Origin of the sequence: Streptomyces sp. PsTaAH-137 (genome assembly GCF_003259365.1) — a bacterium.
In the GTDB taxonomy this organism is placed as follows: Bacteria; Actinomycetota; Actinomycetes; order Streptomycetales; family Streptomycetaceae; genus Streptomyces.
Window position 1 is genome coordinate 1 of sequence record NZ_QLLY01000020.1, and the last position, 23,001, is coordinate 23,001.

16 protein-coding genes are annotated in these 23,001 nt (G+C 71.0%); 8 read left to right on the forward strand and 8 right to left on the reverse strand.

What is annotated here, in order from left to right:
- The 3 genes from K377_RS33625 to K377_RS33635 form a co-directional block, all read right to left on the reverse strand.
- Positions 1-587, reverse strand: a 587-nt coding sequence (locus K377_RS33625; RefSeq protein WP_237551428.1) for an alpha-amylase family glycosyl hydrolase, incomplete at its 3' end; no start/stop codon positions are given.
- Positions 588-623: 36 nt separating this feature from the next.
- Positions 624-3,317, reverse strand: coding sequence for a maltotransferase domain-containing protein (locus tag K377_RS33630; RefSeq protein WP_111667406.1), 2,694 nt, complete (start codon positions 3,315-3,317; stop codon positions 624-626).
- Positions 3,318-3,513: 196 nt separating this feature from the next.
- Positions 3,514-4,731: a S8 family peptidase gene (locus K377_RS33635; protein ID WP_111667407.1), complete on the reverse strand. Its 1,218-nt coding sequence runs from the start codon at positions 4,729-4,731 to the stop codon at positions 3,514-3,516.
- Between the two features lie 194 nt (positions 4,732-4,925).
- Here K377_RS33635 and K377_RS33640 point away from each other — a divergent pair, with 194 nt between their 5' ends.
- The 3 genes from K377_RS33640 to glgP all read left to right on the forward strand — a co-directional run bounded on the left by K377_RS33640 (position 4,926) and on the right by glgP (position 8,965).
- The gene (locus K377_RS33640) at positions 4,926-5,477 is read left to right on the forward strand and encodes a 1,4-alpha-glucan branching protein (protein WP_111667408.1); all 552 of its coding nucleotides are present in this window, start codon (positions 4,926-4,928) and stop codon (positions 5,475-5,477) included.
- A 165-nt stretch (positions 5,478-5,642) separates the two neighbouring features.
- Positions 5,643-6,206: a hypothetical protein gene (locus K377_RS33645; protein ID WP_111667409.1), complete on the forward strand. Its 564-nt coding sequence runs from the start codon at positions 5,643-5,645 to the stop codon at positions 6,204-6,206.
- A 137-nt stretch (positions 6,207-6,343) separates the two neighbouring features.
- Complete coding sequence (gene glgP / locus K377_RS33650; RefSeq protein WP_111667410.1) at positions 6,344-8,965, forward strand: alpha-glucan family phosphorylase; 2,622 nt, start codon at positions 6,344-6,346, stop codon at positions 8,963-8,965.
- Between the two features lie 61 nt (positions 8,966-9,026).
- Here glgP and K377_RS33655 read toward each other — a convergent pair whose 3' ends face one another.
- From K377_RS33655 to K377_RS33670, 4 genes are all read right to left on the reverse strand, one after another.
- Positions 9,027-10,589 carry a M4 family metallopeptidase gene (locus K377_RS33655; RefSeq protein ID WP_111667411.1) on the reverse strand — a complete coding sequence of 521 codons (1,563 nt, stop codon included), beginning with the start codon at positions 10,587-10,589 and terminating at the stop codon, positions 9,027-9,029.
- A 242-nt stretch (positions 10,590-10,831) separates the two neighbouring features.
- Entirely contained in the window at positions 10,832-12,907 is a 2,076-nt protein-coding gene (locus K377_RS33660; RefSeq protein WP_111667412.1) for a M4 family metallopeptidase, read from the reverse strand.
- Between the two features lie 519 nt (positions 12,908-13,426).
- Positions 13,427-15,301, reverse strand: a complete 1,875-nt coding sequence (locus tag K377_RS33665) for an ABC transporter ATP-binding protein (protein ID WP_111667413.1) — start codon at positions 15,299-15,301, stop codon at positions 13,427-13,429.
- On the reverse strand, positions 15,298-17,172 hold the full coding sequence (locus K377_RS33670) for an ABC transporter ATP-binding protein (RefSeq protein ID WP_111667414.1): 1,875 nt from the start codon (positions 17,170-17,172) through the stop codon (positions 15,298-15,300). The genes K377_RS33665 and K377_RS33670 overlap by 4 nt, the downstream gene beginning before the upstream one ends.
- A 189-nt stretch (positions 17,173-17,361) precedes the next feature.
- Here K377_RS33670 and K377_RS33675 point away from each other — a divergent pair, with 189 nt between their 5' ends.
- The 5 genes from K377_RS33675 (at position 17,362) to K377_RS33695 (ending at position 21,962) form a co-directional block, all read left to right on the forward strand.
- Positions 17,362-18,168 (forward strand): hypothetical protein, encoded by an 807-nt coding sequence (locus K377_RS33675; RefSeq protein WP_146614808.1) that lies wholly within the window; start codon positions 17,362-17,364, stop codon positions 18,166-18,168.
- A 108-nt stretch (positions 18,169-18,276) separates the two neighbouring features.
- Positions 18,277-19,209: an ABC transporter ATP-binding protein gene (locus K377_RS33680; protein WP_111667416.1), complete on the forward strand. Its 933-nt coding sequence runs from the start codon at positions 18,277-18,279 to the stop codon at positions 19,207-19,209.
- Positions 19,206-19,991, forward strand: a complete 786-nt coding sequence (locus K377_RS33685) for an ABC transporter permease (RefSeq protein WP_111667417.1) — start codon at positions 19,206-19,208, stop codon at positions 19,989-19,991. Before K377_RS33680 ends, K377_RS33685 begins: the two co-directional genes overlap by 4 nt.
- Before the next feature lie 35 nt (positions 19,992-20,026).
- Entirely contained in the window at positions 20,027-21,325 is a 1,299-nt protein-coding gene (locus K377_RS33690; RefSeq protein WP_111667504.1) for a sensor histidine kinase, read from the forward strand.
- A complete protein-coding gene (locus K377_RS33695) occupies positions 21,315-21,962 on the forward strand; it encodes a response regulator transcription factor (RefSeq protein ID WP_111667418.1) in 648 nt (215 codons plus the stop codon). The genes K377_RS33690 and K377_RS33695 overlap by 11 nt, the downstream gene beginning before the upstream one ends.
- Positions 21,963-21,984: 22 nt before the next feature.
- Here K377_RS33695 and K377_RS41870 read toward each other — a convergent pair whose 3' ends face one another.
- Positions 21,985-23,001, reverse strand: a complete 1,017-nt coding sequence (locus K377_RS41870) for a haloacid dehalogenase-like hydrolase (protein WP_161195012.1) — start codon at positions 22,999-23,001, stop codon at positions 21,985-21,987.

Below are 23,001 nucleotides of genomic sequence, written 5' to 3' on the forward strand. Positions count from 1 at the left end.
ACGGCCGGGTTCTCATAGTTCAGGTCCGGCTGGTGGGAGAAGAACCGGTGCCAGAAGTACTGCTTGCGCACCGGATCGAAGGTCCAGTTCGACGCCTCCGTGTCCACGAAGATGATCCGCGCGTCCTGGTACTGCTTGTCGTCGTCCGCCCAGACGTAGTAGTCGCCGTAGGGGCCGTCGGGATCCGAACGCGACTGCTGGAACCACTCGTGCTGATCACTCGTGTGGTTCATCACGAAGTCGATGATCACGCGCATACCGCGCTGATGCGCGGCATCCACGAACTCCACGAAGTCCGCCAGATCACCGAACTCGGGAAGCACCGAGGTGTAGTCCGAGACGTCGTAACCGCCGTCGCGGAGGGGGGACTTGAAGAAGGGAGGGAGCCAGAGGCAGTCCACTCCCAGCCACTGGAGGTAGTCCAGTTTCGCCGTGATGCCCTTGAGGTCGCCGACACCGTCACCGTTGCTGTCCTGGAAGGAGCGGACCAGGACCTCGTAGAAGACGGCACGCTTGAACCAATCCGGGTCCCGGTCCTTCTGGGGAGTGTCCTCGAAGGTGTCGGGTACGGGCTCATTCATGATCATGGGTGGGTGACCCTCCGAATTTCTCTTCCAGAGAATTCATCGCGGCGTGGACGGTCGCAGGACGCTGAGGATGTGCGCGGGCGAACGGCCCGGCTCGAGGCGCACGTAATTCGTCCTGCCCCAGTGGTAGCTGTCGCCGGTGAGCTCGTCACGCACCGCCAGGGACTCGTGCCAGCCGAGCCCCAGGTGTGGCATGTCCAACGAGACCGTCGCCTCCTGGGTGTGGTGCGGGTCGAGGTTCACGACGACCAGAACCGTGTTCGAGCCACTGCGTTTCGAGTACACGAGAACCGCGTCCTTGTCGGCGTGGTGGAAGTGCACGTCCCGCAGTTGCCGTAGCGCCGGGCTGCGCCGCCGGATGTCGTTGAGCGCGGTCAGGAGCGGAGCGATCGTTCGTCCCTCGCGCGCCGCTGACTCCCAGTCCCGCGGCCGTAGTTCGTACTTCTCGGAGTGCAGATACTCCTCGCTGCCGGGGCGCAGCGGAGTGTTTTCGCACAGCTCGTATCCGCTGTAGACACCCCAGGCAGGGGAGAGCGTCGCGGCGAGCACGGCGCGCAGTTCGAAGGCGGGACGGCCGCCGTGCTGGAGAAACTCATGCAGGATGTCCGGTGTGTTGGTGAAGAAGTTCGGCCGCATGCAGGCCGCTTTCTCGCCCGCCAACTCCTCGATGTACTCCGTCAGTTCCTGCTTCGAATTCCGCCAGGTGAAGTAGGTGTACGACTGCTGGAAGCCGATCTCGGCGAGCGTGCGCATCATCGCCGGGCGGGTGAACGCCTCCGCCAGAAAGATGACATCGGGGTCGCCGCGGTTGATGTCCGCGATGACCGCTTCCCAGAACGCGACCGGCTTGGTGTGCGGGTTGTCGACGCGGAAGATGCGGACTCCGTGCGCCATCCAGTGCCGCAGCACACGGGTCGTCTCCGCGATCAGGCCGGGCAGATCGGCGTCGAACGCGATCGGGTAGATGTCCTGGTACTTCTTCGGCGGGTTCTCCGCGTACGCGATCGTGCCGTCGGGCCGGTGGTGGAACCACTCCGGGTACTTCTCCACCCAGGGATGGTCGGGGGAGCACTGGAGCGCGAAGTCGAGCGCCACCTCCAGGTCCAGCTCCCGCGCCCGCGCGACGAACGCGTCGAAGTCGTCCAGGGTGCCGAGGTCCGGGTGGATCGCGTCGTGCCCGCCCTCGGGGGAGCCGATCGCCCAGGGCACGCCGACATCGTGCGGTCCCGGGGACAGCGAGTTGTCCGGGCCCTTGCGGAACGTGGTGCCGATCGGGTGGATCGGCGGCAGATATACGACGTCGAAGCCCATCTCCGCGATCGCCGGCAGGCGCTCCGCCGCCGTGGCGAAGGTGCCGCTCACGGACGGTTTCCCGGGTTCGACGACCGCGCCCTCCGAGCGCGGGAAGAACTCGTACCAGGAGCCGTACAGCGCCCGCTCCCGCTCCACGAGCAGCGGCAACTCCTCGCTGAGGGTGACCAGTTCGCGCAGGGGGTGGCGGGCCAGGACCTCGTCCACGTCCGGGGTGAGGGCGGCGGCCAGGCGGGTCGCGGCCGGGCGGGTGGTGTCGCGCAGCGCGGCGACGGCCTCCAGCACGGGTGCGCGGCGCGACTCCGGGACACCGGCGGCGGCCCGCTCGTGCAGCAACGCACCCTCCTCCAGTACGAGTTCGGTGTCGATGCCCGCCGGGACCTTGATCCGGGCCGTGTGCCGCCAGGTCGTCACGGGGTCGCCCCACGCCTCGACGCGGAAGGTCCAGGAACCCATCGCGTCGGCGGTGACCTCGGCGCCCCAGCGGTCGGTGCCCGGGGCCAGCTCGTGCATCGGCGCCCAGTCGCCCTCCTGCCCGTCCGGGCCGGTCAGCACGACATTGGCGGCTACCGCGTCGTGCCCCTCCCGGAACACGGTGGCCGTCACCCGAAAGGTTTCTCCCACCACGGACTTGGCGGGCCGGACGCCTCCGGCGATCAGCGGGCCGACGTCCCGGATGGGGATGCGGCCTGTCGTGACCTGGACGGGGAGCGGGGCCGGGGCCGTCGACGCGGGCGGCTGTTCGGGGTGGGGGTCCACCAGCGCCGCCAGTACCGCCAGGGCCGGCTGCTCGGGGGAGGAAGGAACGGGCGTGGGGGCCGCTGCCGGGCTGGGGCTCTGCGCGATGGCCTTCTCGGCGGTGGCCTTCTTGGTGGTGGCTTTCTTGGCTGTGGTCTTCTTGGCCACAGCTTTCTTCCCGACGGCCTTCTTTGTGACGGCCTTCTTTGTGACGGCCTTCGTTGCGACGGCCTGCTTCGCGGCAGCCGTCCTTGCGGTCGCTGATTCGGCGGTCGTCGTCTCCGCCGTGGTCTTGCTCGCGGTGGTCGTCTTGGCGACGGCCTTCTCCGCGGCAGATGTCCTGGCGACGGCCTTCTTCGAGACGGCCTTCTCGGCGGCGACCGTCCTCGTGGTGACCTTTTTCGCGACGGCCTTCTTCGCGGCCGTCGCCTTCTTCGCGAGGGCCTTCGTCGCCGCGGTCTTCTTCTGTGGGGGCTTCTTCTCGGGTGCCTTGGTGCGCCCGAGTGCCTTCTTCGCGGGCGTCTTCGGTGCCTTCCGCGCGGGCTGCTCCTGGGGCGCCTGTCGCGGTTCGGACGGTGGCTGATCCGGTATCTGCTGGTCGGGTGTTCGCCGGGCCAGGTCCTGCTGTTCAGGCGTCGGCTGGTCGGGGTTCGGCTGGGGGGACGAGCCCTTTGGGGGCATGACCGCTCCTGTCCGCGGAGGATTCGGGGGTTGCGGAGGCGCACTTCGAGTCAGAGGGCCGTGCGGGGTACCGGGTGAGCCTTCCACGGCCGATGGGCGGGCAATCCGGTGCTTTGTTAACTACTCGCGCGTAAGGGCACACACAACACCGGTCCCGCCGTGGGCGACGGGACCGGTTCATGAACTCACCTTCCGCCTAAGGGGTCTTGACCTGCAACAGCTTGTTCGGTGAGCCGGGTCCGGCGCCGGTCACCCGGCCCGACACGGCCCGCCCGACGAGCGCCTTGCCGACCTCCGCGGGGGTCGCCCACGCATGATCGGCGAGATACAGCGCGGCGGCACCCGCGGCGTGCGGAGACGCCATGGACGTACCGGAGTAGGTGGCTTTCCCTGTGTCGCTCGCGAACGACGCGGACGTGATGTCGACGCCGGGCGCGAACAGGTCTACTCGAGTACCCCAGTTCGAGAAACTCGCACGCGCGTCTTTCCGATCCGTCGCACCGACCGTGATCGCCTCCTTGACCCGGGCGGGGGAGTACAGGCTCGCCGGCAGGCCGTCGTTGCCCGCCGCGACCGTGTACGTGACGCCCGAGGCGATGGAGTTGCGGACCGCCTCGTCGAGCTGGGCGTTGGCGTAGCCACCCAGACTCATGTTGGCGACGGCCGGCTTCCTCGCATGCTTGGTCACCCAGTCGATACCGGCGATGACCTGGGTCGTCGTCCCGGATCCAGCGTCGTCGAGAACGCGCACGGCGACCACGTTAGCCTTCTTCGCGACCCCGTACTCGGTGCCCGCGATGGTTCCGGCCACATGGGTTCCGTGCCCGTTCTCGTCCTGGGCGACCGCGTCGTTCTCGACGAAGTCCCAGCCGGACTTCGCCCGTCCGCCGAAGTCTTCGTGCGTCGTGCGGATGCCGGTGTCGATCTCGTACACGGTCACGCCCTTGCCCGCCGATTTCGGCCAGGTGTAGGACTTGTCGAGCGGCAGATCACTCTGGTCGACGCGGTCCAGGCCCCACGAGGGCGGGTTCTTCTGGGGGCGGTCGTAGGTGACCGCGGTGTCCTGGACGACGGACGCCACCTCCGGATCGGCCGCCAGCCGCCTCGCCCGTGACGCGTCGGCCCGCACCGCGTACCCGTTGAGCGCGGTGCTGTAGGTGTGGCGTATTTCCACCCCGTATTTCGCAGCAAGTCCCTTGCCTGCCACGGACGGAGCGCTCATTCCCCCCTTCAGCGTCACGATGTAGCTGTCCGCCACGGCGCCGGGTTCCCCGGCGCCCTGGATCCGTCCCTGCGCGGGGGCGGCCTGGGCGGGCAGGGTGATGGCCGAGAGCGCCGCGACTGCCGCGAGCACGGTGAGTCCACCGGTCCCGCGCAGCCTTCGCTTCCGCGTCCCTGGCACGGTCACTGCCATGTGCGAGTTCCCCTCCTCAACTCGACGTGCAATCACGCCAGTTGGCAGCCTCTCGTGTGGTGTGAAGCGCCACAAGGTTGTACGAGGGGGCGGAATCGGCCATATCGCCCGTGGCGGGAACGTACGGGGCAGGACGGTTGCGGCGAGAACCGGTCGACCGGTGCCGCGCGGACCGTCTGCGGCAGGATGGCGGCATGTCCATCATTCACCGCACCACCCTCACGCCCACCAAGCTCGAACTGCTCGCCGACTGGCTGCCGAAGCAGCCCTGGTACCGGGGCGCGGGCACCCCTGAGCTCGCCAAGGCCGGCGGCTTCCGGCTCGACGACCCGGCCGGGGAGGTCGGCATCGAGTTCATGGCGGCGACCGACACCTCGGGGCCGGAACCGGTGACCTACCACGTGCCGATGACCTACCGCGGGGCTCCGCTGCCGGACGCCGACGGCGCGCTGATCGGAACCCTCGTGCACGGGGTGCTGGGCGAGCGCTGGGCGTACGACGGCGCGCGGGACCCGCTGCTCGTCGCGGAGCTGACCGCGCTGATCGAGGGTGACGTGCCCGCGCACGCGCAGAGCGTCGACGGCGCCCTCGACCCGACCGTGCACGCCGTCCCCGGCGACGGCCGGCCCGAGATCGTGCGCGTACTGGAGCCCGGCGCCACCACCCCGAGCGGGGTCACCGCCGAATGGGAGACGCCGGACGGCGACCGGGTGCGCGGCGTCTTCGTCGTCGTACGCGCCGACTGACCGCCACCCCCGCCGACGCACCGCCCGGACGGGATGCCGGACACCGCCGGGGCCGCGGTCTCCGCCATCGTGCCCACGCCCGCGACGGCTCGTTGAGGGTGATGTGACGTCACGCCGAGCGGGGGAGAAGCAGGGATGAGTGCACGGATGCCAGTACGGACGGACATGACCGCACGCGACGCCGGACGCCCGGGGCGGTTCGGGGGCGGACGGCGACGGCGGGCCTCTCTCGGCGCGGCCGCGCTCCTGTCGGCGGCCGGCGTGCTGGCCTCCGGCGCCGCCCCGGCGCAGGCCTACAGCCCCAACCCCAAGGTCACCGCCGTCTACCGGGACACGAGCACGTGCCCGTGCAGTGGCGGTGCGCTGACCGATCCCTACGACAGCACGTCGTTCGCGCGCGATCCGGGTGGTTATGCCGTCAAGCTCTCGCTGAAGAAGGGGAGTTCGTTCGTCGGCAAGGTCGAATTCCACCCGAACGACGAGAAGCTCTGGGTGTACGACACCAAGAACGACAACGACACCATCTACGTGCACATCACGTACACCTCGGGCCGCACCACCCACGATCTCGGCACCTACACGGCCCCCGCCACCGCCGCCGTCGCCGACCACATGACCAAGGACTTCGACATCCCCGAGGGCGCCGGAGTCGACATCTCGGTCTACGACGACGCACGCCTGACCGACTACATCGGCGGGGCCCGCGGCACCGGCGGGGCCGTGGCTTAGGGGACGGCGGAATCCGGGCGCCCCGCCGTGCGCCGTGGCTAGCGGGCGGGGATGCGCACTACCTTCGGAGGCTCGGGCCGCACAGTGCTGTGCCGGCCCGGCCCGCTGTGTCCCTGCGTACTTACCGAGGTGATCACGTGAAGGCCATCCGTCGATTCACCGTACGTCCGGTCCTGCCCGAACCCCTCGCCCCGCTCCATGAGCTGGCCCGCAACCTGCGCTGGTCCTGGCATCCGGGAACCCGCGATCTGTTCTCCCTCGTCGATCCGGCGCGCTGGGCCGCGTCCGACGGCGACCCGATGCGGCTGCTGGGTGACGTGCCGCCCTCCCGGCTCGCCGCACTCGCCACCGACGAAGCCTTCCTGGCGCGGCTGAGCGAGGTCGCCGACGATCTGCGCGGCTATCTCCACGACGACCGCTGGTACCAGAGCCGGAGCGGCGGCCCCGAGCGGCTGCCGTCCTGCATCGCCTACTTCTCACCCGAGTTCGGCGTCACCGCCGCGCTGCCGCAGTACTCGGGCGGTCTCGGCATCCTCGCCGGTGACCATCTCAAGGCCGCGAGCGACCTCGGGGTCCCGCTCGTCGGCGTAGGACTCCTCTACCGGCACGGCTACTTCCGGCAGTCACTGTCCCGGGACGGCTGGCAGCAGGAGACGTATCCGGTCGCCGACCCCAACGAACTGCCGCTGTCCCTGCTGTGCGAGCCCGACGGCACCCCCGCGCACATCAGCCTGGCCCTGCCCGGCGGACGCAGTCTCCTCGCGCGGATCTGGCAGGCCCAGGTCGGGCGCGTACCGCTGCTCCTGCTCGACTCCGACGTCGAGCAGAACGACGCCCACGAACGCGAGGTGACCGACCGGCTCTACGGCGGCGGCAGCGAGCACCGGCTCCTCCAGGAGATGCTGCTCGGCATCGGCGGGGTGCGCGCGGTGCGCACGTACTGCCGGCTCACCGGGCACGCGCCGCCCGAGGTCTTCCACACCAACGAGGGCCACGCGGGCTTCCTCGGCATGGAGCGCATCGCCGAACTCGCCACGCAGGGGCTCGACTTCGACGCGGCGACCGAGGCGGTGCGGGCCGGAACCGTCTTCACCACGCACACCCCGGTCCCGGCCGGCATCGACCGCTTCGACCGCGAACTCGTCGCCCGGCACTTCGGCGACGGGGCCGAACTCCCCGCGCTCGACGTGGAACGCATCCTCGGCCTCGGCATGGAGACCTACCCGGGCGGCGACCCGAACGTCTTCAACATGGCCGTGATGGGCCTGCGGCTCGCCCAGCGCGCGAACGGCGTCTCGACGCTGCACGGCCACGTCAGCCGCGAGATGTTCTCGGGCCTCTGGCCGGGCTTCGACCCGGAGGAGGTCCCCATCACCTCGGTGACGAACGGGGTGCACGCCCCGACCTGGGTCGCCCCCGAGGTCTTCCGGCTCGGCGCCCGGCAGATCGGCGAGCGGCGCACCGAGGACGCCCTGTCCGTCGGCGGCTCCGACCGCTGGGACGCCGTCGGCGACATCGCGGACCGCGACATCTGGGAGCTGCGCAGGTCGCTGAGGGGCCAGCTGGTGGACGAGGTGCGCACCCGGCTCGCCGCGTCCTGGCGGCAGCGCGGCGCCGGTTCGGCCGAACTCGGCTGGATCGACGGCGTCCTCGACCCGGACGTCCTCACCATCGGGTTCGCGCGCCGCGTCCCCTCGTACAAGCGGCTCACCCTGATGCTGCGCGACCCGGACCGGCTGATGCGGCTGCTCCTCGACGAGGAGCGCCCGGTCCAGATCGTCGTCGCGGGCAAGGCGCACCCGGCCGACGACGGCGGCAAGCGCCTGGTCCAGGAGCTGGTCCGGTTCACCGACGACCCGCGCGTGCGGCACCGCATCGTGTTCCTGCCCGACTACGGCATGGCGATGGCGCAGAAGCTCTACCCCGGCTGCGACATCTGGCTCAACAACCCGCTGCGTCCCCTGGAGGCGTGCGGCACGTCCGGCATGAAGGCGGCGCTCAACGGCTGCCTCAACCTCTCGGTCCTGGACGGCTGGTGGGACGAGTGGTTCGAGCCGGACTTCGGCTGGGCGATCCCCACCGCCGACGGCACCGCCACCGACGAGCACCGCCGCGACGAACTGGAGGCGAACGCCCTCTACGAACTCCTGGAGAGCCGCGTCGCCCCCCGCTTCTACGAGCGCGGCCCCGAGGATCTGCCCGACCGCTGGATCGAGATGGTCCGCCAGACCCTCACCCACCTCGGCCCCAAGGTGCTGGCGGGCCGCATGGTCCGCGAGTACGTCGAGAAGCTGTACGCCCCCGCCGCCCGCGCCGACCGGGCGCTCACCCCGGACGCGGCCCGGGAGCTGGCCGCCTGGAAGTCCCGGATCCGCGCCGCCTGGCCGCACGTCGCCGTCGACCATGTGGAGGCGTCGGCGGCCTCGGCCGAACTGGGCGCCACTCTCGCGCTCCACGTCCGCGTCGCCCTCGGCGATCTCGGCCCCGACGACGTCGAGGTACAGGTCGTCGCGGGCCGCGTCGACGCCGAGGACAGCATCGCGGAGGCGGCGACCGCCCCGCTGAAGCCGGTCTCGGGCCCGGACGACGACGGCCGCTGGTCCTACGAGGGCCCCCTCTCCCTCGACCGCACCGGCCCCTACGGCTACACGGTCCGCATCCTCCCGGCCCACCCCCTCCTCGCCTCCCCGGCGGAGACGGGCCTGGTGACGGTGCCGCCGGAGGCGCTGGGGGAGGGGGCGGGGGTGCTGATGCGCTGAGGGCACGAGTGAGGGGCGGCACCCTTGAGGTGCCGCCCCTGCAACTACGCCAGTAACAGGCTTACTTGACGTTCACGCCCGCCCAGGCCGCGTCCACGGCCTTGTACTCGGCCGAGTCCGCGCCGTACAGATCCTTCGCGGCGTTCAGCGTGCCGGTGCGGGCCGCCGCGTAGTTGGTGCTCGACGTGAAGTACGTCGTCAGCGCCTTGAACCAGATCTGCTCGGCCTTGTCGCGGCCGATGCCGGTGACCGTCGAGCCGTCGGAGGTCGGGGAGTCGTAGTCGACGCCGTTGATCGTTTTCTTGCCGCTGCCCTCGCTGAGCAGGTAGAAGAAGTGGTTGGCGATGCCCGAGGAGTAGTGGACGTCGACGTTGCCGGCGCCGGTCTTCCAGGCGTCGAGGGAGGCGCCGTCCTTGCTGGGCTTGTCCATGTAGCGCAGCGGGGAGCCGTCGCCGTTGATGTCGATCTTCTCGCCGATGAGGTAGTCGCCGACGTCCTCGCTGTTGTTCGCGTAGAACTCCACCGAGGTGCCGAAGATGTCGGACGTCGCCTCGTTCAGGCCGCCGGACTCGCCGGAGTAGATCAGGCCCGCGGTCGCCGCGGTGACGCCGTGGCTCATCTCGTGCGCGGCCACGTCGAGGGCGGTCAGCGGGTTCTTGTTGCCCTCGCCGTCGCCGTACGTCATGCAGAAGCAGCTGTCGTCCCAGAACGCGTTGACGTACGCGTTGCCGTAGTGGACGCGGGAGTAGGCGCCCTTGCCGTCGCCGTTGATGCCGCTGCGGCCGAAGACCTCCTTGTAGAAGTCCCAGGTCTCCTGCGCGCCGTAGGCGGCGTCGACTCCGGCGGTCGCGGGGTCGTTGACCGTGCCGTCGCCCCACTTGTCGTCGGCGTCGGTGAACAGCGTGCCCTTGCCGGACGAGCCGTTCTTCAGGTCGTACGTGGAGTGGCCGCCGCGGGTGCCGTCGGTCAGGGAGTACGACGAACCCGACTGGGTGGTGCCGATCTCGACGCTGCCGCTGTACTCGGACTCGCCGGTGCCGGTCTTGATCTCGTCGAACTGGGTGATCTTCTTGCCGGACGCGGCGTCCGTGACCACGTGCAGCCGGCTCGGCGTGCCGTCCTTCTTGGTGGACTTCACGACCTTCTCGTACGCGAGTCTCGGCGTGCCGGTCGCCGCCCAGACGATCTTGCGGGCGCCGGACGGGGCCGCCGTGAGGGAGGCACCGGTGGTCGAGACCGCGATCGACTTCGACGTGGCCTTCGTTACGCCCTCGCGCTTGCCGGACTTCGACTCGTGGACGACCAGGTCGCCGCCGAGGACCGGGAGGCCGTCGTAGGTGCGCTCGTAGCGGGTGTGCGTGGTGCCGTCGCGGTCCTTGACCACGTCGCGGACGGCCAGCTTCTCCTTGGAGCCGAGCTTCAGCTCCTTCGCCGTCTCGGCGGTCTGCGCGCTCGCGTCCTTGATCAGGTCCGCCCGGGCGTTCGCGCTGAGAGCCAGTGGGGTGGCTCCGGGCACGGACTGGGCCGCGGCGCCGGTGGCGGTGAACGTCCCGGCGATCAGGGCGCCGGCGGCGACGGCCGTGGCGATGGACAGAGTGGTGCGACGGGATATGTGCGAGGTCACGAAGAAAGCTCCTCAAGTGAAGTGGGGGGATGAGCTTTGCCGTGCGGGTGGTGCGGGGATGACTCTGACAGTTGAGTACTGCACGTGTCATGTACGCGATCGCAGGTTGGCCGGAATTCGTCCGTTGAGCGATAACTGACGTACGGATTGCGAACACCGTGTGACAGCGGACAACGTGAACGGGCGCGCCGCACCGGGGAGTTGAACCACCGGTGCGACGCGCCCAGCTGGTGCGGAGGTGCTTACGGGAACGTCAGCTTGAAGCTGTTGATGTAGCCCGTGTCCTGCGCTCCGAGGTCCTGGACCTTCAGCTTCCAGACGCCGTTCGCGGTCTCCGTGGAGGCGTTGACCGTGTACGTGGCCTGAATGTTGGGGGTCGGGTCGTAGACCGACGAGTGCAGCCGGTACGTTTTCCCGCTCGGGCCGACCAGGTCGACCTGGAGGTCACCGCTCCAGGTGTGCACGATGTCGACGCCCACCGAGAGGTTGGTCGGCGCCTTGCCCGTGATGCCGGAGACGGTCACGGACGAGGTGACCGCGGCGCCCGGGTAGTCCGGGACGTTCACGTCGGTGTCGTTGGTGAACGTCTTGCCGCCCGGGTTGCCGCCGCCACCGGAGCGCGCGCCCACGTTGATCGCGGCGAACGCGTCCTGCACCGCCTTGTACTCGGTCGACGTCGTCCCGTACAGCTCACCGGCCGCCGCCAGCGCGCCGGTGCGCGCACCCGCGTAGTTGGTGGTCGAGGTGAACTTGGTGGTCAGCGCCTTGAACCAGATCAGCGCGGCCTTGTCGCGGCCGATGCCGGTGACGGCCAGGCCGTCGGAGGTCGGCGAGTTGTAGGTGACCCCGTTGATCGTCTTCGTTCCGCTGCCCTCGCTGAGCAGGTAGAAGAAGTGGTTGGCCGGGCCGGACGAGTAGTGCACGTCGACCGAGCCGATGCCCGAGTACCAGGAGTCCTTGGACGCGCCGTCCTTGCTCGGCTTGTCCATGTAGCGCAGCGGGGTGCCGTCGCCGTTGATGTTGATCTTCTCGCCGACGAGGTAGTCGCCCAGGTCGGAGGAGTTGCCGGCGTAGAACTCGACGGCCGCCGCGAAGATGTCGGAGGTCGCCTCGTTCAGGCCGCCGGACTCACCGCTGTAGTTGAGCCCCGCGGTGTTGGAGGTGACGCCGTGCGTCATCTCGTGCGCGGCCACGTCGATCGACGTCAGCGGGTGGGTGTTGCTGGTGCCGTCGCCGTACGTCATGCAGAAGCAGCTGTCGTCCCAGAACGCGTTGACGTACGCGTTGCCGTAGTGGACCCGGCTGTACGCGCCGACGCCGTCGCCGCGGATGCCCGTCCTGCCCTGGACGTTCTTGTAGTAGTCCCAGGTCAGCGCGGCGCCGTAGTGCGCGTCGGCGGCGGCCGTCTCGGTGTTGGACGCGGCGCCGTTGCCCCACACGTCGTCGCTGCCCGAGTAGAGGGTGCCGGTGCCGGACGTGCCGCGGTTCAGGTTGTACGTCTTGTGGCCGCCGCGGGCGCTGTCGTTCAGCGTGTACGTCGAGCCCGACTGCGACGTGCCGAGGGTGACGGTGCCGCTGTACTGGGTGTTGCCCGTGCCCGTCTCGATCGCCTGCCACTCGTGCAGCTTCTTGCCGGTGGTGGCGTCGGTGATCACGTGGAGGGCGTTCGGGGTGCCGTCCTCCTGGAGCCCGCCGACCACGGTCTCGTACGCGAGGGTGGGCTGCCCCTTCTTCGCTCCCTGGCCGAGCCAGACCACCTTGCGCGGCGCCTTGTCGGCCTCGGTCTTCTTCGAACCGTCGGCCTTCGCGAGGGTGAGGGCCTGCGCCTCGGCGGTGGACGCCTTCACGTCCGCCGTCGTGTCCACGCCCTTGAGCTGCGCCTTCGACGCCTTCGTCACGCTCTGCTCGGCACCGGACTTGGCGGTGTCGACGATGAGGTCACCGCCGAGGACCGGCAGTCCCGCGTAGGTGCGCTCGTAACGGGTGTGCGTCGTGCCGTCCTTGTCCTGGAGCACGTCGCGCACGACGAGCTTCTCGGAGCTGCCGAGGCCCAGGTCCTTCGCGGTGTCGGCCTTGCCGGCGTTCGCCTCGCGCAGCAGCTCGGCCCGCTTGGCGGGGGAGAGCTTCACGGGCAGCGCGCCCGGGTCGGCGCCGCGGGCGACGTTCGCCGTGATGCCGGCGGCGGCCGAGGCGGTGCTCTGGGTCGCGTCGGCGGAGGCCGGTCCGGACTGGACGGCGACGGCGAGCAGCGCGGCGACGGCGCCGGCGGCGGCTGCCGCGGTGGCGCGGCGTCTGTGGGAGGTGGAAGAGCTTCTCAACGCTGAACTCCTTCTGCGTGGCCGCGGATTGCGCGGCCAGTGGGGTTCGGGCGGCGGGTGGCCGTCCGGGCAGAACGCAGTGCAGGCGGTGCGGGTGGAGCGCATGGAGCAGGTGAAGCGGCCGGAACGCCCGGATGCTGTGAAGCAGTTGTGCGGCGGCCGATGGGAAGAGTGGCAGCAGCAAGCGCCGACTGTCAGGAGCGCATCAAGAGGTTGGCCGGATTTGGTTCGGTGGGCGGATGAGGCCGTCCGTTATACGGAGTGCGGGACCGGGGTGAAGAGTGGGTGAATTTGCGGTCCGTACCGGTCCGCGGGCCCGCCGTCCCGCCTGCCCGGGGCCGTCACCGCCGAGGCCCACGGGGGCGGCCGCCGTCCCGTGCGGGGCGGCGGCCGGCCGAAGGTGTCGTTCCGCTTCGCGTTCGCGGCGAGCACATCGCCGGTTCCCGGCTACGGGGCCGTCCGGCGGCCGGATTCACGCCGTGGCTGTTTTTCGTCCCGGAGGCGAGCGGCGATGATCGTTCAGCCCACCAGCGACTCCCGCCAGGCCCGGTGCAGACCGGCGAAGACGCCGCTGCCGCCGATGAGTTCGGCCGGCGATCCGTCCTCCACGATCCGGCCGTGCTCCATGACGAGGACCCGGTCGGCGATCTCCACGGTGGACAGCCGGTGCGCGATGACCACGGCGGTCCGGCCGCGCAGCACGGTCCGCATCGCGCGCTGCACCGCCCGCTCCCCGGGGATGTCCAGGGAGCTCGTCGCCTCGTCGAGGATCAGCACCGCCGGGTCCGCGAGCAGCGCCCGCGCGAACGCCACCAACTGGCGCTGCCCCGCCGAGATCCGCCCGCCGCGCTTGCGCACATCCGTGTCGTACCCGTCGGGCAGGGCGGTGATGAAGTCGTGCGCGCCGATCGCCTTCGCGGCCCGCTCGATCTCCTCGCGGCTCGCCTCGGGCCGCCCGATCGCGATGTTCTCGGCGACGGTCCCGGAGAACAGGAACGCCTCCTGCGTCACCATCACCACGCCCCGCCGCAGCTCGGCGGTGGACAGCTCGCGCAGGTCGACGCCGTCGAGCAGGACCCGCCCGTGCGACGGGTCGTAGAACCGCGAAAGCAGCTTCGCCAGCGTCGACTTGCCCGCGCCCGTCGATCCGACGACGGCCACCGTCTGCCCGGCGGGCAGCGTCAGACCGAAGCGCGGCAGCACCTCGCCGCCGGTCCGGTAACCGAACGACACGTCGTCGAAGACGACCTCGCGGCCCGGCTGCCCGTCCGCAGCGGCGGGCAGTTCGCGCGGCGCCTCCGGCTCCGGCACGGACGGCGTCTGCGCGAGGAGCCCCGCGATCTTCTTCAGCGACGCGGCGGCGCTCTCGTACGAGTTGAGGAACATCGCGAGCCGGTCGATGGGGTCGTACAGGCGCCGGATGAACAGCACCGCGGCGGCCAGGACCCCCAGGTCGAGCGTGCCGCCGGCCACCCGGTACGCGCCCCACAGCACCATGCCCGCCACCGCCGTGTTCGCGATGAGCCGGGACCCGACGACGTACCGCGCCATCTCGAGCAGCGCCGTGCCGTTGGCCCGCTCGTGGCGGTGGTTCAGCTCGGCGAAGTGCGCGTCGTTCGCGGCCTCGCGGCGGAACGCCCGCACCGGCCGGATGCCGTTCATCGTCTCCACGAACTTCACGATGACCGTCGCGATCGCCGACGACCGCTCCCCGTACGCCTTCGCGGCCCGCCGCCGGTACGCGCGGATCAGCACGTACAGCGGCACGAACGAGGCCGCGGCCACCGCCCCTGTGCCCAGGTCGAGCCAGAGCAGGCTGACCGTGATGTAGACGGACGCCAGGATGACGTTGACCAGTTCCTGGAGGCCCTCGCTCAGCAGCTCCCGCAGCGACTCCACGTCCGTCGTCGCCCGCGAGATGACCCGCCCCGACGTGTACCGGTCGTGGAAGTCGACACTGAGCGCCTGCGCGTGCCGGAAGATCCGGCCGCGCAGCTCCACCAGCACGTTCTGACTGACGCGGGCCGACAGCTGGATGTACGCGTACTGGAACGCCGCCGACGCGCACGCCGTCAGCAGGAAGGCGGCGCCGACCGCGATCAGCGGGCCGTAGGAGTGGTCGCGGAACGCCGGCACCGCGCTGTCGATCGCGTACGCCACGATCAGCGGCCCGGACTGCACCGCGCCCTGCTGGAGCAGCAGCGCGAGCACCGTCAGCCAGGCCGTACGCCGATGGGGCGCGAGCAGCGAGCGCAGCAGCGTGCCCGTCGCGCCCTTCGGCGTCGGCAGGTCGTCCTGGTCGTACGGGTCCCCGGCGGAGCCCGGCCGCACGTCCTCGTCGGGGGCGCCGTCCTGCGGGGCCGCCGGTCCCGTGGTCACCTGTGCCGTCGTCATGCGTGTGCCGCCTTCCCCGCCTCGGCGGCATCGTGATCGTCGTCGTGGCCGTCGTCGTCCTCCGACATCAGATGCCGGTACTCGGCGCTGGTCCGCAGCAGCTCCTGATGCGTGCCGACCGCCGTGATCCGCCCCTGCGACAGCAGCGCCACCCGGTCCGCGAGCAGCACCGTGGACGGCCGGTGCGCGACCACCAGGGCCGTGCTGTCCGCGAGGACGCGCCGCAGCGCCGCCTCCACCGCGGCCTCCGTGTGCACGTCCAGCGCGGACAACGGGTCGTCCAGGACCAGGAACCGGGGCCCGCCCACGACGGTGCGGGCCAGCGCCAGCCGCTGCCGCTGCCCGCCGGACAGGCTCAGGCCCTGCTCGCCGACCTCCGTGTCCGGCCCCTCGGGCAGCCGCCGCACGAAGTCGGCCTGGGCGACACCGAGCGCCCGCTCCACGTCCTCGTCCGTCGCGTCCGGGGCGCCCATCAGCACGTTCGCCGCGACGGTCGCCGAGAACAGCGTCGGCTCCTCGAACGCCACCGACACCAGCGTGCGCAGCTCCTCGCGCGGCATCGCGGTCACGTCCCGCCCGTCCAGCGTGATCCGCCCGGCCGTGACGTCGTACAGGCGCGGCACCAGCGCGGTCAGCGTGGTCTTGCCGCTGCCGGTCGCGCCGACCAGCGCCAGCGTCTCGCCGGAGCGGATGTGCAGATCGATCCGGGCCAGCGTCGGCACCGAGCCGGGGGCCGCGTCCGGGTAGCGGAACTCGACGCCCTCGAACCGCAGTCCGCTCCCGCCGCCGCCCTCCGCGTCCACCCGCGTGCGCTGCTCGTGGACGCGCGGATCCTCCTCCTTCTCGTCCATCACCTCGAAGTAGCGCCGGGTCGCGGTCGCCGCCTCCTGGCTCATCGCGAGCAGGAACCCGATGGACTCGATGGGCCAGCGCAGCGCGAGCGCCGTCGACAGGAACGCCACCAGCGTCCCCGCCGACAGATCGCCGTCCGCGACCCGCACCGTGCCCAGCACCAGGGCGGTGCCGAGCGCCAGCTCCGGCAGCAGGGTGATGACGACGAGGATCCCGGCGAGCAGCCGCGCCTTGGTCAGCTCGGTGCCGCGCACGGTCTGCGACAGCTCCCGGAACGCCCGCGCGTGGCTGCGGTGCCGCCCGAACCCCTTGATGATCCGGATGCCGAGCACCGACTCCTCGACGACCGTGGTCAGATCGCCGACCTGGTCCTGCGCCCGCCGCGACGCCTCCGCGTACCCATGCTCGAACCGGTAACAGACCGCCATCAGCGGCACCGCGGGCGCGAGCAGCACGAGCCCGAGCGCCCAGTCCTGCACCACGAGGACGGCGAGCCCCGCCACGATGGTGACCGTGTTGACGATCAGGAACGTCAGCGGGAAGGCGAGGAACATCCGCACGACCATGAGGTCGGTCGTGGCCCGTGACAGCAGCTGCCCCGAGGCCCACTTGTCGTGGAACGCCACCGGCATCCGCTGCAGATGCCGGTACAGATCGGCCCGCATCCCCGCCTCGACCCCGGCGAGCGGCCGCGCCACCAGCCAGCGCCGCAGCCCGAACAACAGCGCCTCCACGATCCCGAGCGCGAGCAGCACCCCGGCGCCGAGCCACACGCCGGACGGGTCCCGGTCCGTCACGGGACCGTCGACGATCCACTTCAGCACGAGCGGGAACACGAGCCCGAGACACGACGCGACCACGGCGATCACGGCGGCCCCCGCCCAGCGCGCCCGCACGGGGCGCACGTACGGCCACAGCCGCGCGAGGGTGCGCACGGCCGACTGCCGTACGGGCGGGGCCTGGTGGGGCGCACCGTCACTCCGGTCAGGATCCGTGGTCGTTGCATCTGTAGTCGTCATCAGGGGTGAGACTACGGTTCGGCACTGACAACGCCCACCGGGTTTCGGGCTGGATCCGGACGCGCCGCGACGTGAGAAGATCGCGCGTCGATCCGAGCGGGATCCGAGGAGGATCCGTTCGCCTGATCGCCGTTCGCCGTCGTCCGGCATCTCCGGACGACAACTCTCGTCACGTGTAAGGAGCCTCGATTGAGAAGAGGACTTGGCTTCGGGCTGCTGTCCGGAGCCATAGGGGTGGGGCTCGTCGCGACGACGGCCATGACCGCCGAAGCCACCACCTATGAGGGCGGCGTCTCGTTCTCCAACGTCGTGTTCAACGACGGGAACCCGATCGTCGTCGGCACGACGAACAGGGTGAGCGTCCCGTTGACGTTCACCGTGAAGAGCACCTCGGCGCTCGACGAGTGGGAGGTGTTCGCCTACCGGGGCACGCTCGGCAAGAGCGACTACGGGCTGGCTCTCAGCGAGATCGAGTACAGCTGCTCGAAGTCGACGAGCGGCGGCGTGACGACCCGCGCCTGCGAGCGGGAGATCAGCATCGACCCGCGCCACATGCCCAGCGGCAACGGCGGCTCGCTCGTCAACAGTGACGCCACCGCGTGGAAGACGGCCGGCAGGGGATACAAGACCAGCGGCAGCGCCGACACCGACGGCCTCTCCGGCACCGTCACCCTCCAGCGGTACTCCCGGCTGACCGCCAACGCGTCGCCGGAACCCGCCGTCAAGGGCAAGAAGATCACCGTCACCGGTGTCGTGCAGCGCGCCGACTGGTCCGCCCACAAGTACGTGAACTACGGCGACCGCAAGGTCTACCTCCAGTTCAAGCCCGCCGGTTCGGACACGTACACGTCGGTGAAGTACGCCTACGCGAGCAGCACCGGGAAGCTCTCCACCACCGTCACCGCCGACAAGAGCGGCACCTGGCGCTGGAAGTACTACGGGAACTCCACCACCGGAGCGAGCACCTCCACCGGTGACTCCGTCACGGTCGGCTAGCGACCGTCGGCACCCCCGAGTCGTAGCGGCCCATCAACCGATCGGTTGATGGGCCTTCGAGCGCGATGGGCGATGTCCGGACCCCGCCCCTGACGCGAGCCTTGAGGCATGACGACAGGGACCAGTACAGACACCGGACCGCTCATCGAGGTGAGCGGTCTGCGGAAGGCGTATGCGGGGCGGGCCGTCGTCGACGGGGTGTCGTTCTCCGTCGCCGAGGGCGAGATCTTCGGGATCCTCGGACCCAACGGGGCCGGCAAGACCACCACCGTCGAGTGCGTGGAAGGACTGCGGACACCCGATGAGGGGCGGATCCGGGTCGCCGGGCTGGACCCCGTACGCGATCACGCCGCCCTCACCGGCATCCTCGGCGCCCAGCTCCAGGAGAGCGAGATCCAGCCCAAGCTGACCGTGAAGGAAGCGCTGGAGCTGTACTCGGCGATCTACCCCGACCCCCTCGACTGGCGGCCGCTCGCCGAGCGGCTGCGGCTCACCGAGAAGCTGGACACCCGGTTCGCCAAGCTCAGTGGTGGCCAGAAGCAGCGGCTCTTCATCGCCCTCGCGCTCGTCGGCAACCCGCGCGTCGTCGTCCTCGACGAGCTGACCACCGGCCTCGACCCGCGCGCCCGCCGCGACACCTGGGAGCTGATCGAGGAGGTGCGGGACAGCGGCGTCACCGTCCTGCTCGTCACCCACTTCATGGAAGAGGCGCAGCGGCTCTGCGACCGCATCGCGGTCATCGACAAGGGGCGGGTGGCAGCCCTCGACACCCCGGCCGGGCTGATCCGGCAGGCCGCCGGCGCCACCGTCATCTCCTTCACCCCGTCGGCGCCGCTCGACGAGGACGCGCTCGCCGCGCTGCCCGGCCTCGCCTCCCGCGACCACCGCGACGGCCGGATCACCCTCACCGGCGGCGACGAGACCGTCAACGCGGTCATCACGCTGCTCGCCCGGCACCACATCACCGCCCACCAGCTGCGGGTCTCCGACGCCACGTTGGACGACGCGTTCCTCGACCTGACGGGAGTCGGCCAGTCATGAGCACCGCCGTCGTCACCAACGCCCCGAACAAAGCCCCGAACAAAGCCCCGAACAAGGCTGTCCTGAAGGCCGAGTTCTCCCTCTTCCGCCGCGAGGCCGGCAGCCTGATCGGCATCCTGCTGTTCCCGATCGCCCTGCTGGTGATCCTCGGCTCGATCCCGTCGTTCCGCGAGGTCGACTCCGGGCTCGGCGGCATCCGCCTGGTCGACGCGTACGTGCCCGTCACCGTGCTGCTCGCCATGATTGCCGGCGGCATCCAGTCGATGCCGCCGATCATCACCGGGTACCGAGAGCGCGGCGTGCTGCGCCGCATGTCGACGACACCGGTACGCCCGTCCGCGCTGCTCAGCGCCCAGATGGCCATCCACGGAGCGGCGATCCTGCTGGGCGCCGCGCTCTGCCTGGCCGTCGGCCGCGTCGCCTTCGACGTGGCCCTGCCCCGGCAGCTCCCCGGCTACCTGCTCGCCCTCGTCCTCTCCGTGATCGTCGCCCTCGCCCTGGGCGCGCTGATCGCCTCCCGGGCCCGTACGACGAAGATCTCCAATGCGATCGGCACCGTCGTCTTCTTCCCGGCGATGTTCTGCGCGGGCGTGTGGGTGCCGGTCCAGGCGATGCCGGACGCGCTCGCGCACATCGTCGAGCTGACGCCGTTCGGCGCCGCCGCCCAGGCCCTGAACCAGGCCATGGCCGGGGACTGGCCCGCCTGGTCCCACCTGCTGGTGCTGGCCGTGTGGGCCGTCGGCCTGTCCGGCGCCGCCGCCCGCTGGTTCCGCTGGGAGTGAGCATGACCGAGGGCGCGGACCTGCACACTGGCGGCATGCCCCAAGGATCCGTACGCGACCGCACGGCCGCCGCCGAGCTCGCCGACGCCGTCGCCACCGCCGAGAGCCCCTGGCGCGTCGTGCACCGCTACGGCGCGTACGTGCTGCTCGCCGTAGCGGTCCTCCTGCTGGCCGCCACCTCCGACGTGATCGGCATGTCCCGCACCGACTGGGACGTCGCGGGAGGCCTGTCCGCCCTGGCGCTCGTGCTCCAGCTGGCCTGGACGGCGGCGGAGCCGGAGCCGATGCGGGTGTCGGCCGTGAGCGCGGCCTTCTACTGGACGCGGTGGGCGATCGCGTTCGTCGTCACTCTGATCAACCCGTTCTTCGCGTTCTTCGCCGCGGTCGGCTACTACGACGCCGACCGGCTGCTGCCGCGCTGGCAGCAGCGGCCCGCGATCCTCGCCTCGGTCGTCATCGTGGCGGGCTCCCAGTCCGGCGGTCTCTGGCCCGACAGCCCGCTCGCCTGGGCGGTTTTCGGCGCGCTGGTCGTCGCCAACATGGCCTTCGTCGTCATCACCGGGCACCTTCAGGAGAAGGAACAGGAGCGCGCCCGCGTCCAGGTCCGCACGATCCGCGAACTGGCGGAGACCAACGCGGCCCTCCAGGCGGCCCTCGACGAGAACGCCCATCTGCACTCCCAGCTCCTCGTCCAGGCCCGCGAGGCGGGCGTCGCCGACGAGCGCCGCCGCCTCGCCGCGGAGATCCACGACACCATCGCGCAGGGCCTGACCGGCATCATCGCCCAGATCCAGGTCGTCAAGAACGCCCCCACCCTGGAGATCGCCCGCGAGCACCTGGACCGGGCCGACGCCCTCGCCCGGCACAGCCTCGGCGAGGCCCGACGCTCCGTGCACAACCTCTCGCCCGCCGCGCTCGCCGACGCCGGCCTGCCCGAGGCCCTGAAGAAGACGGTCGCCGACTGGGGCGGACGCACCGGCGTGCGCGCCGAGTTCACCGTCACCGGCACCGCCCAGCCGCTCCACGACGAGATCGAGGCGACGCTGCTCCGGATCACCGAGGAGGCCCTGTCCAACGCCGCCCGGCACGCCCACGCCACCCGCCTCGGCGTCACCCTCTCCTTCATGGCGGGCGAGGTCACCCTCGACGTGCGCGACGACGGCCGCGGCTTCGACCCGCTGGCCCTGCCCGCGAGAACCGGCAGCGGGGGCTTCGGCCTCGACGGGATGCGGGCCCGCGCCGAACGGCTCACGGGCGACGTGACGATCGAGTCCGAGCCGGGCAGCGGCACGGCGATCTCCGCTCGCGTACCTTTGGTGCCCCATGACCAGTGACAGCAGCGCCATCACCCTCCTGATCGTCGACGACCACCCGGTCGTCCGCGACGGCGTCCGCGGCATGTTCGAGTCCGCCCCCGGCTTCACGGTCCTGGGCGAGGCGGCGAACGGGGTGGAGGCGGTCACCCGCGTCGCCGAACTCGACCCGGACGTCGTCCTGATGGACCTGCGGATGCCGGGCGGCGGCGGTGTCGACGCCATCAGGGAGCTGGCCCGGCGCGGCGCCCGCGCCCGCGTCCTGGTCCTGACGACGTACGACACGGACTCCGACACCCTGCCCGCGATCGAGGCGGGCGCCACCGGCTACCTGCTGAAGGACGCCCCGCGCGAGGAGCTCTTCGCAGCGGTCCGCGCGGCCGCCGAGGGCCGCACGGTGCTCTCCCCGGCGGTCGCCTCCCGCCTGGTCACCGCGGTCCGCACGCCCGCCGCCCCCGCCGACGAGACCCTCTCGGCCCGCGAGCGCGAGGTCCTGGTCCTGGTCGCCCGGGGCACCTCCAACAAGGAGATCGCGCGCGAGCTGTTCATCAGCGAGGCCACCGTCAAGACCCATCTCACCCACATCTACGGCAAGTTGGGCGTCAAGGACCGCGCGGCGGCGGTCGCGGTGGCGTACGACCGCAAGATCCTCGGCTGAGCCCCGCCCGTCCGCGCCGGCCTCAGGCGATCTCTTCCGGCGTCACCGTCACCCACCCCTGATCGGCCGTGACCGCCAGCCCCAGCTCCCGTTGGCGCCGCGCCCCGTCCGCCTTCAGCCGCTCCAGCTCCGCCGCCGAGCCGTTCGCGCGGTCGACCCACAGCCGTACGCCCCCGCGCTCGACGTCCACCGACCGCAGCAGCATCGGCCCGTCGCTCGCGGGCGTGTCCCCGGCGGCGAGCACCGGGCCGCGCCAGGCGTCGATGTGCGTACGGATGGCGGCCGGTTTCCCCTCGCACCAGGTCAGCGGCGCCAGCAGCGTGGACGTCAACTCCCAGTCTGACAGCGCCTGTTCGTCGTACGTACCGGCCGCGATCTCCTTGCGGGAACTCGTCACGTCCCCGGTCGACGGGTCCCTGAGCAGCGCACTCGCCCCGATGACGTTCCCCGGCGGCAGGCCGTAGCCGTGGCGCGGATCGGTGAGCAGCATCCGTACGAGATCCTCGGAGGCGGCGCTCACCACATACACCTCGATGCCGTGCGCCCGCAGCACCCGGTACAGCTCCTGCATGCCCCGCGACACCCGCGGCGGCCCGCCCCCGCCGGGCAGCGCGCCCTCGAACGCCAGCAGCGCGTCGACATGGCCCCTGAGCTCCCGCAGGGTGAACCCGGCGAAGACCTGCGCGGCCCACGGGTAGGCGATCAGGTCGTCGAGGGCGCACAGCCGCGCGTAGTACTCGGTCAGCGTCTCCCGGCGGCCCGCCGTGTCCCGGAACGGGACCACCGCGAGCGCGGGGTCGACGGTGTCCCGCGTCAGCACGCCCCGCAGCTCCAGGAAGGGCAGCAGCGACTCCTCCAGATCACCGCGGTACGTGGTGTTGTCCGCGTCGAACACCGCGTAGGCGCCGCTGTGTTCATGGGCGGCGACGACCTCGGCCAGCTCCCCGGCCTGCGGGCGCGGCCAGTGCGACAGCCCGGCGGCGATCTCGTCGACGGTGGTACGGGTACGGGTGCGGGTGCTGGGGTCGATGCGGGTCAC

What these genes read in the sequence shown, in the direction of transcription:
- K377_RS33630 (WP_111667406.1), bottom strand. Translation starts at nt 3,317, where the DNA reads ATGCCCCCAAAGGGCTCGTCCCCCCAGCCGAACCCCGACCAGCCGACG.
- K377_RS33635 (WP_111667407.1), bottom strand. Translation starts at nt 4,731, where the DNA reads ATGGCAGTGACCGTGCCAGGGACGCGGAAGCGAAGGCTGCGCGGGACC.
- K377_RS33640 (WP_111667408.1), top strand. Translation starts at nt 4,926, where the DNA reads ATGTCCATCATTCACCGCACCACCCTCACGCCCACCAAGCTCGAACTG.
- K377_RS33645 (WP_111667409.1), top strand. Translation starts at nt 5,643, where the DNA reads ATGACCGCACGCGACGCCGGACGCCCGGGGCGGTTCGGGGGCGGACGG.
- K377_RS33665 (WP_111667413.1), bottom strand. Translation starts at nt 15,301, where the DNA reads ATGACGACGGCACAGGTGACCACGGGACCGGCGGCCCCGCAGGACGGC.
- K377_RS33670 (WP_111667414.1), bottom strand. Translation starts at nt 17,172, where the DNA reads ATGACGACTACAGATGCAACGACCACGGATCCTGACCGGAGTGACGGT.
- K377_RS33680 (WP_111667416.1), top strand. Translation starts at nt 18,277, where the DNA reads ATGACGACAGGGACCAGTACAGACACCGGACCGCTCATCGAGGTGAGC.
- K377_RS33685 (WP_111667417.1), top strand. Translation starts at nt 19,206, where the DNA reads ATGAGCACCGCCGTCGTCACCAACGCCCCGAACAAAGCCCCGAACAAA.
- K377_RS33690 (WP_111667504.1), top strand. Translation starts at nt 20,027, where the DNA reads ATGCCCCAAGGATCCGTACGCGACCGCACGGCCGCCGCCGAGCTCGCC.
- K377_RS33695 (WP_111667418.1), top strand. Translation starts at nt 21,315, where the DNA reads ATGACCAGTGACAGCAGCGCCATCACCCTCCTGATCGTCGACGACCAC.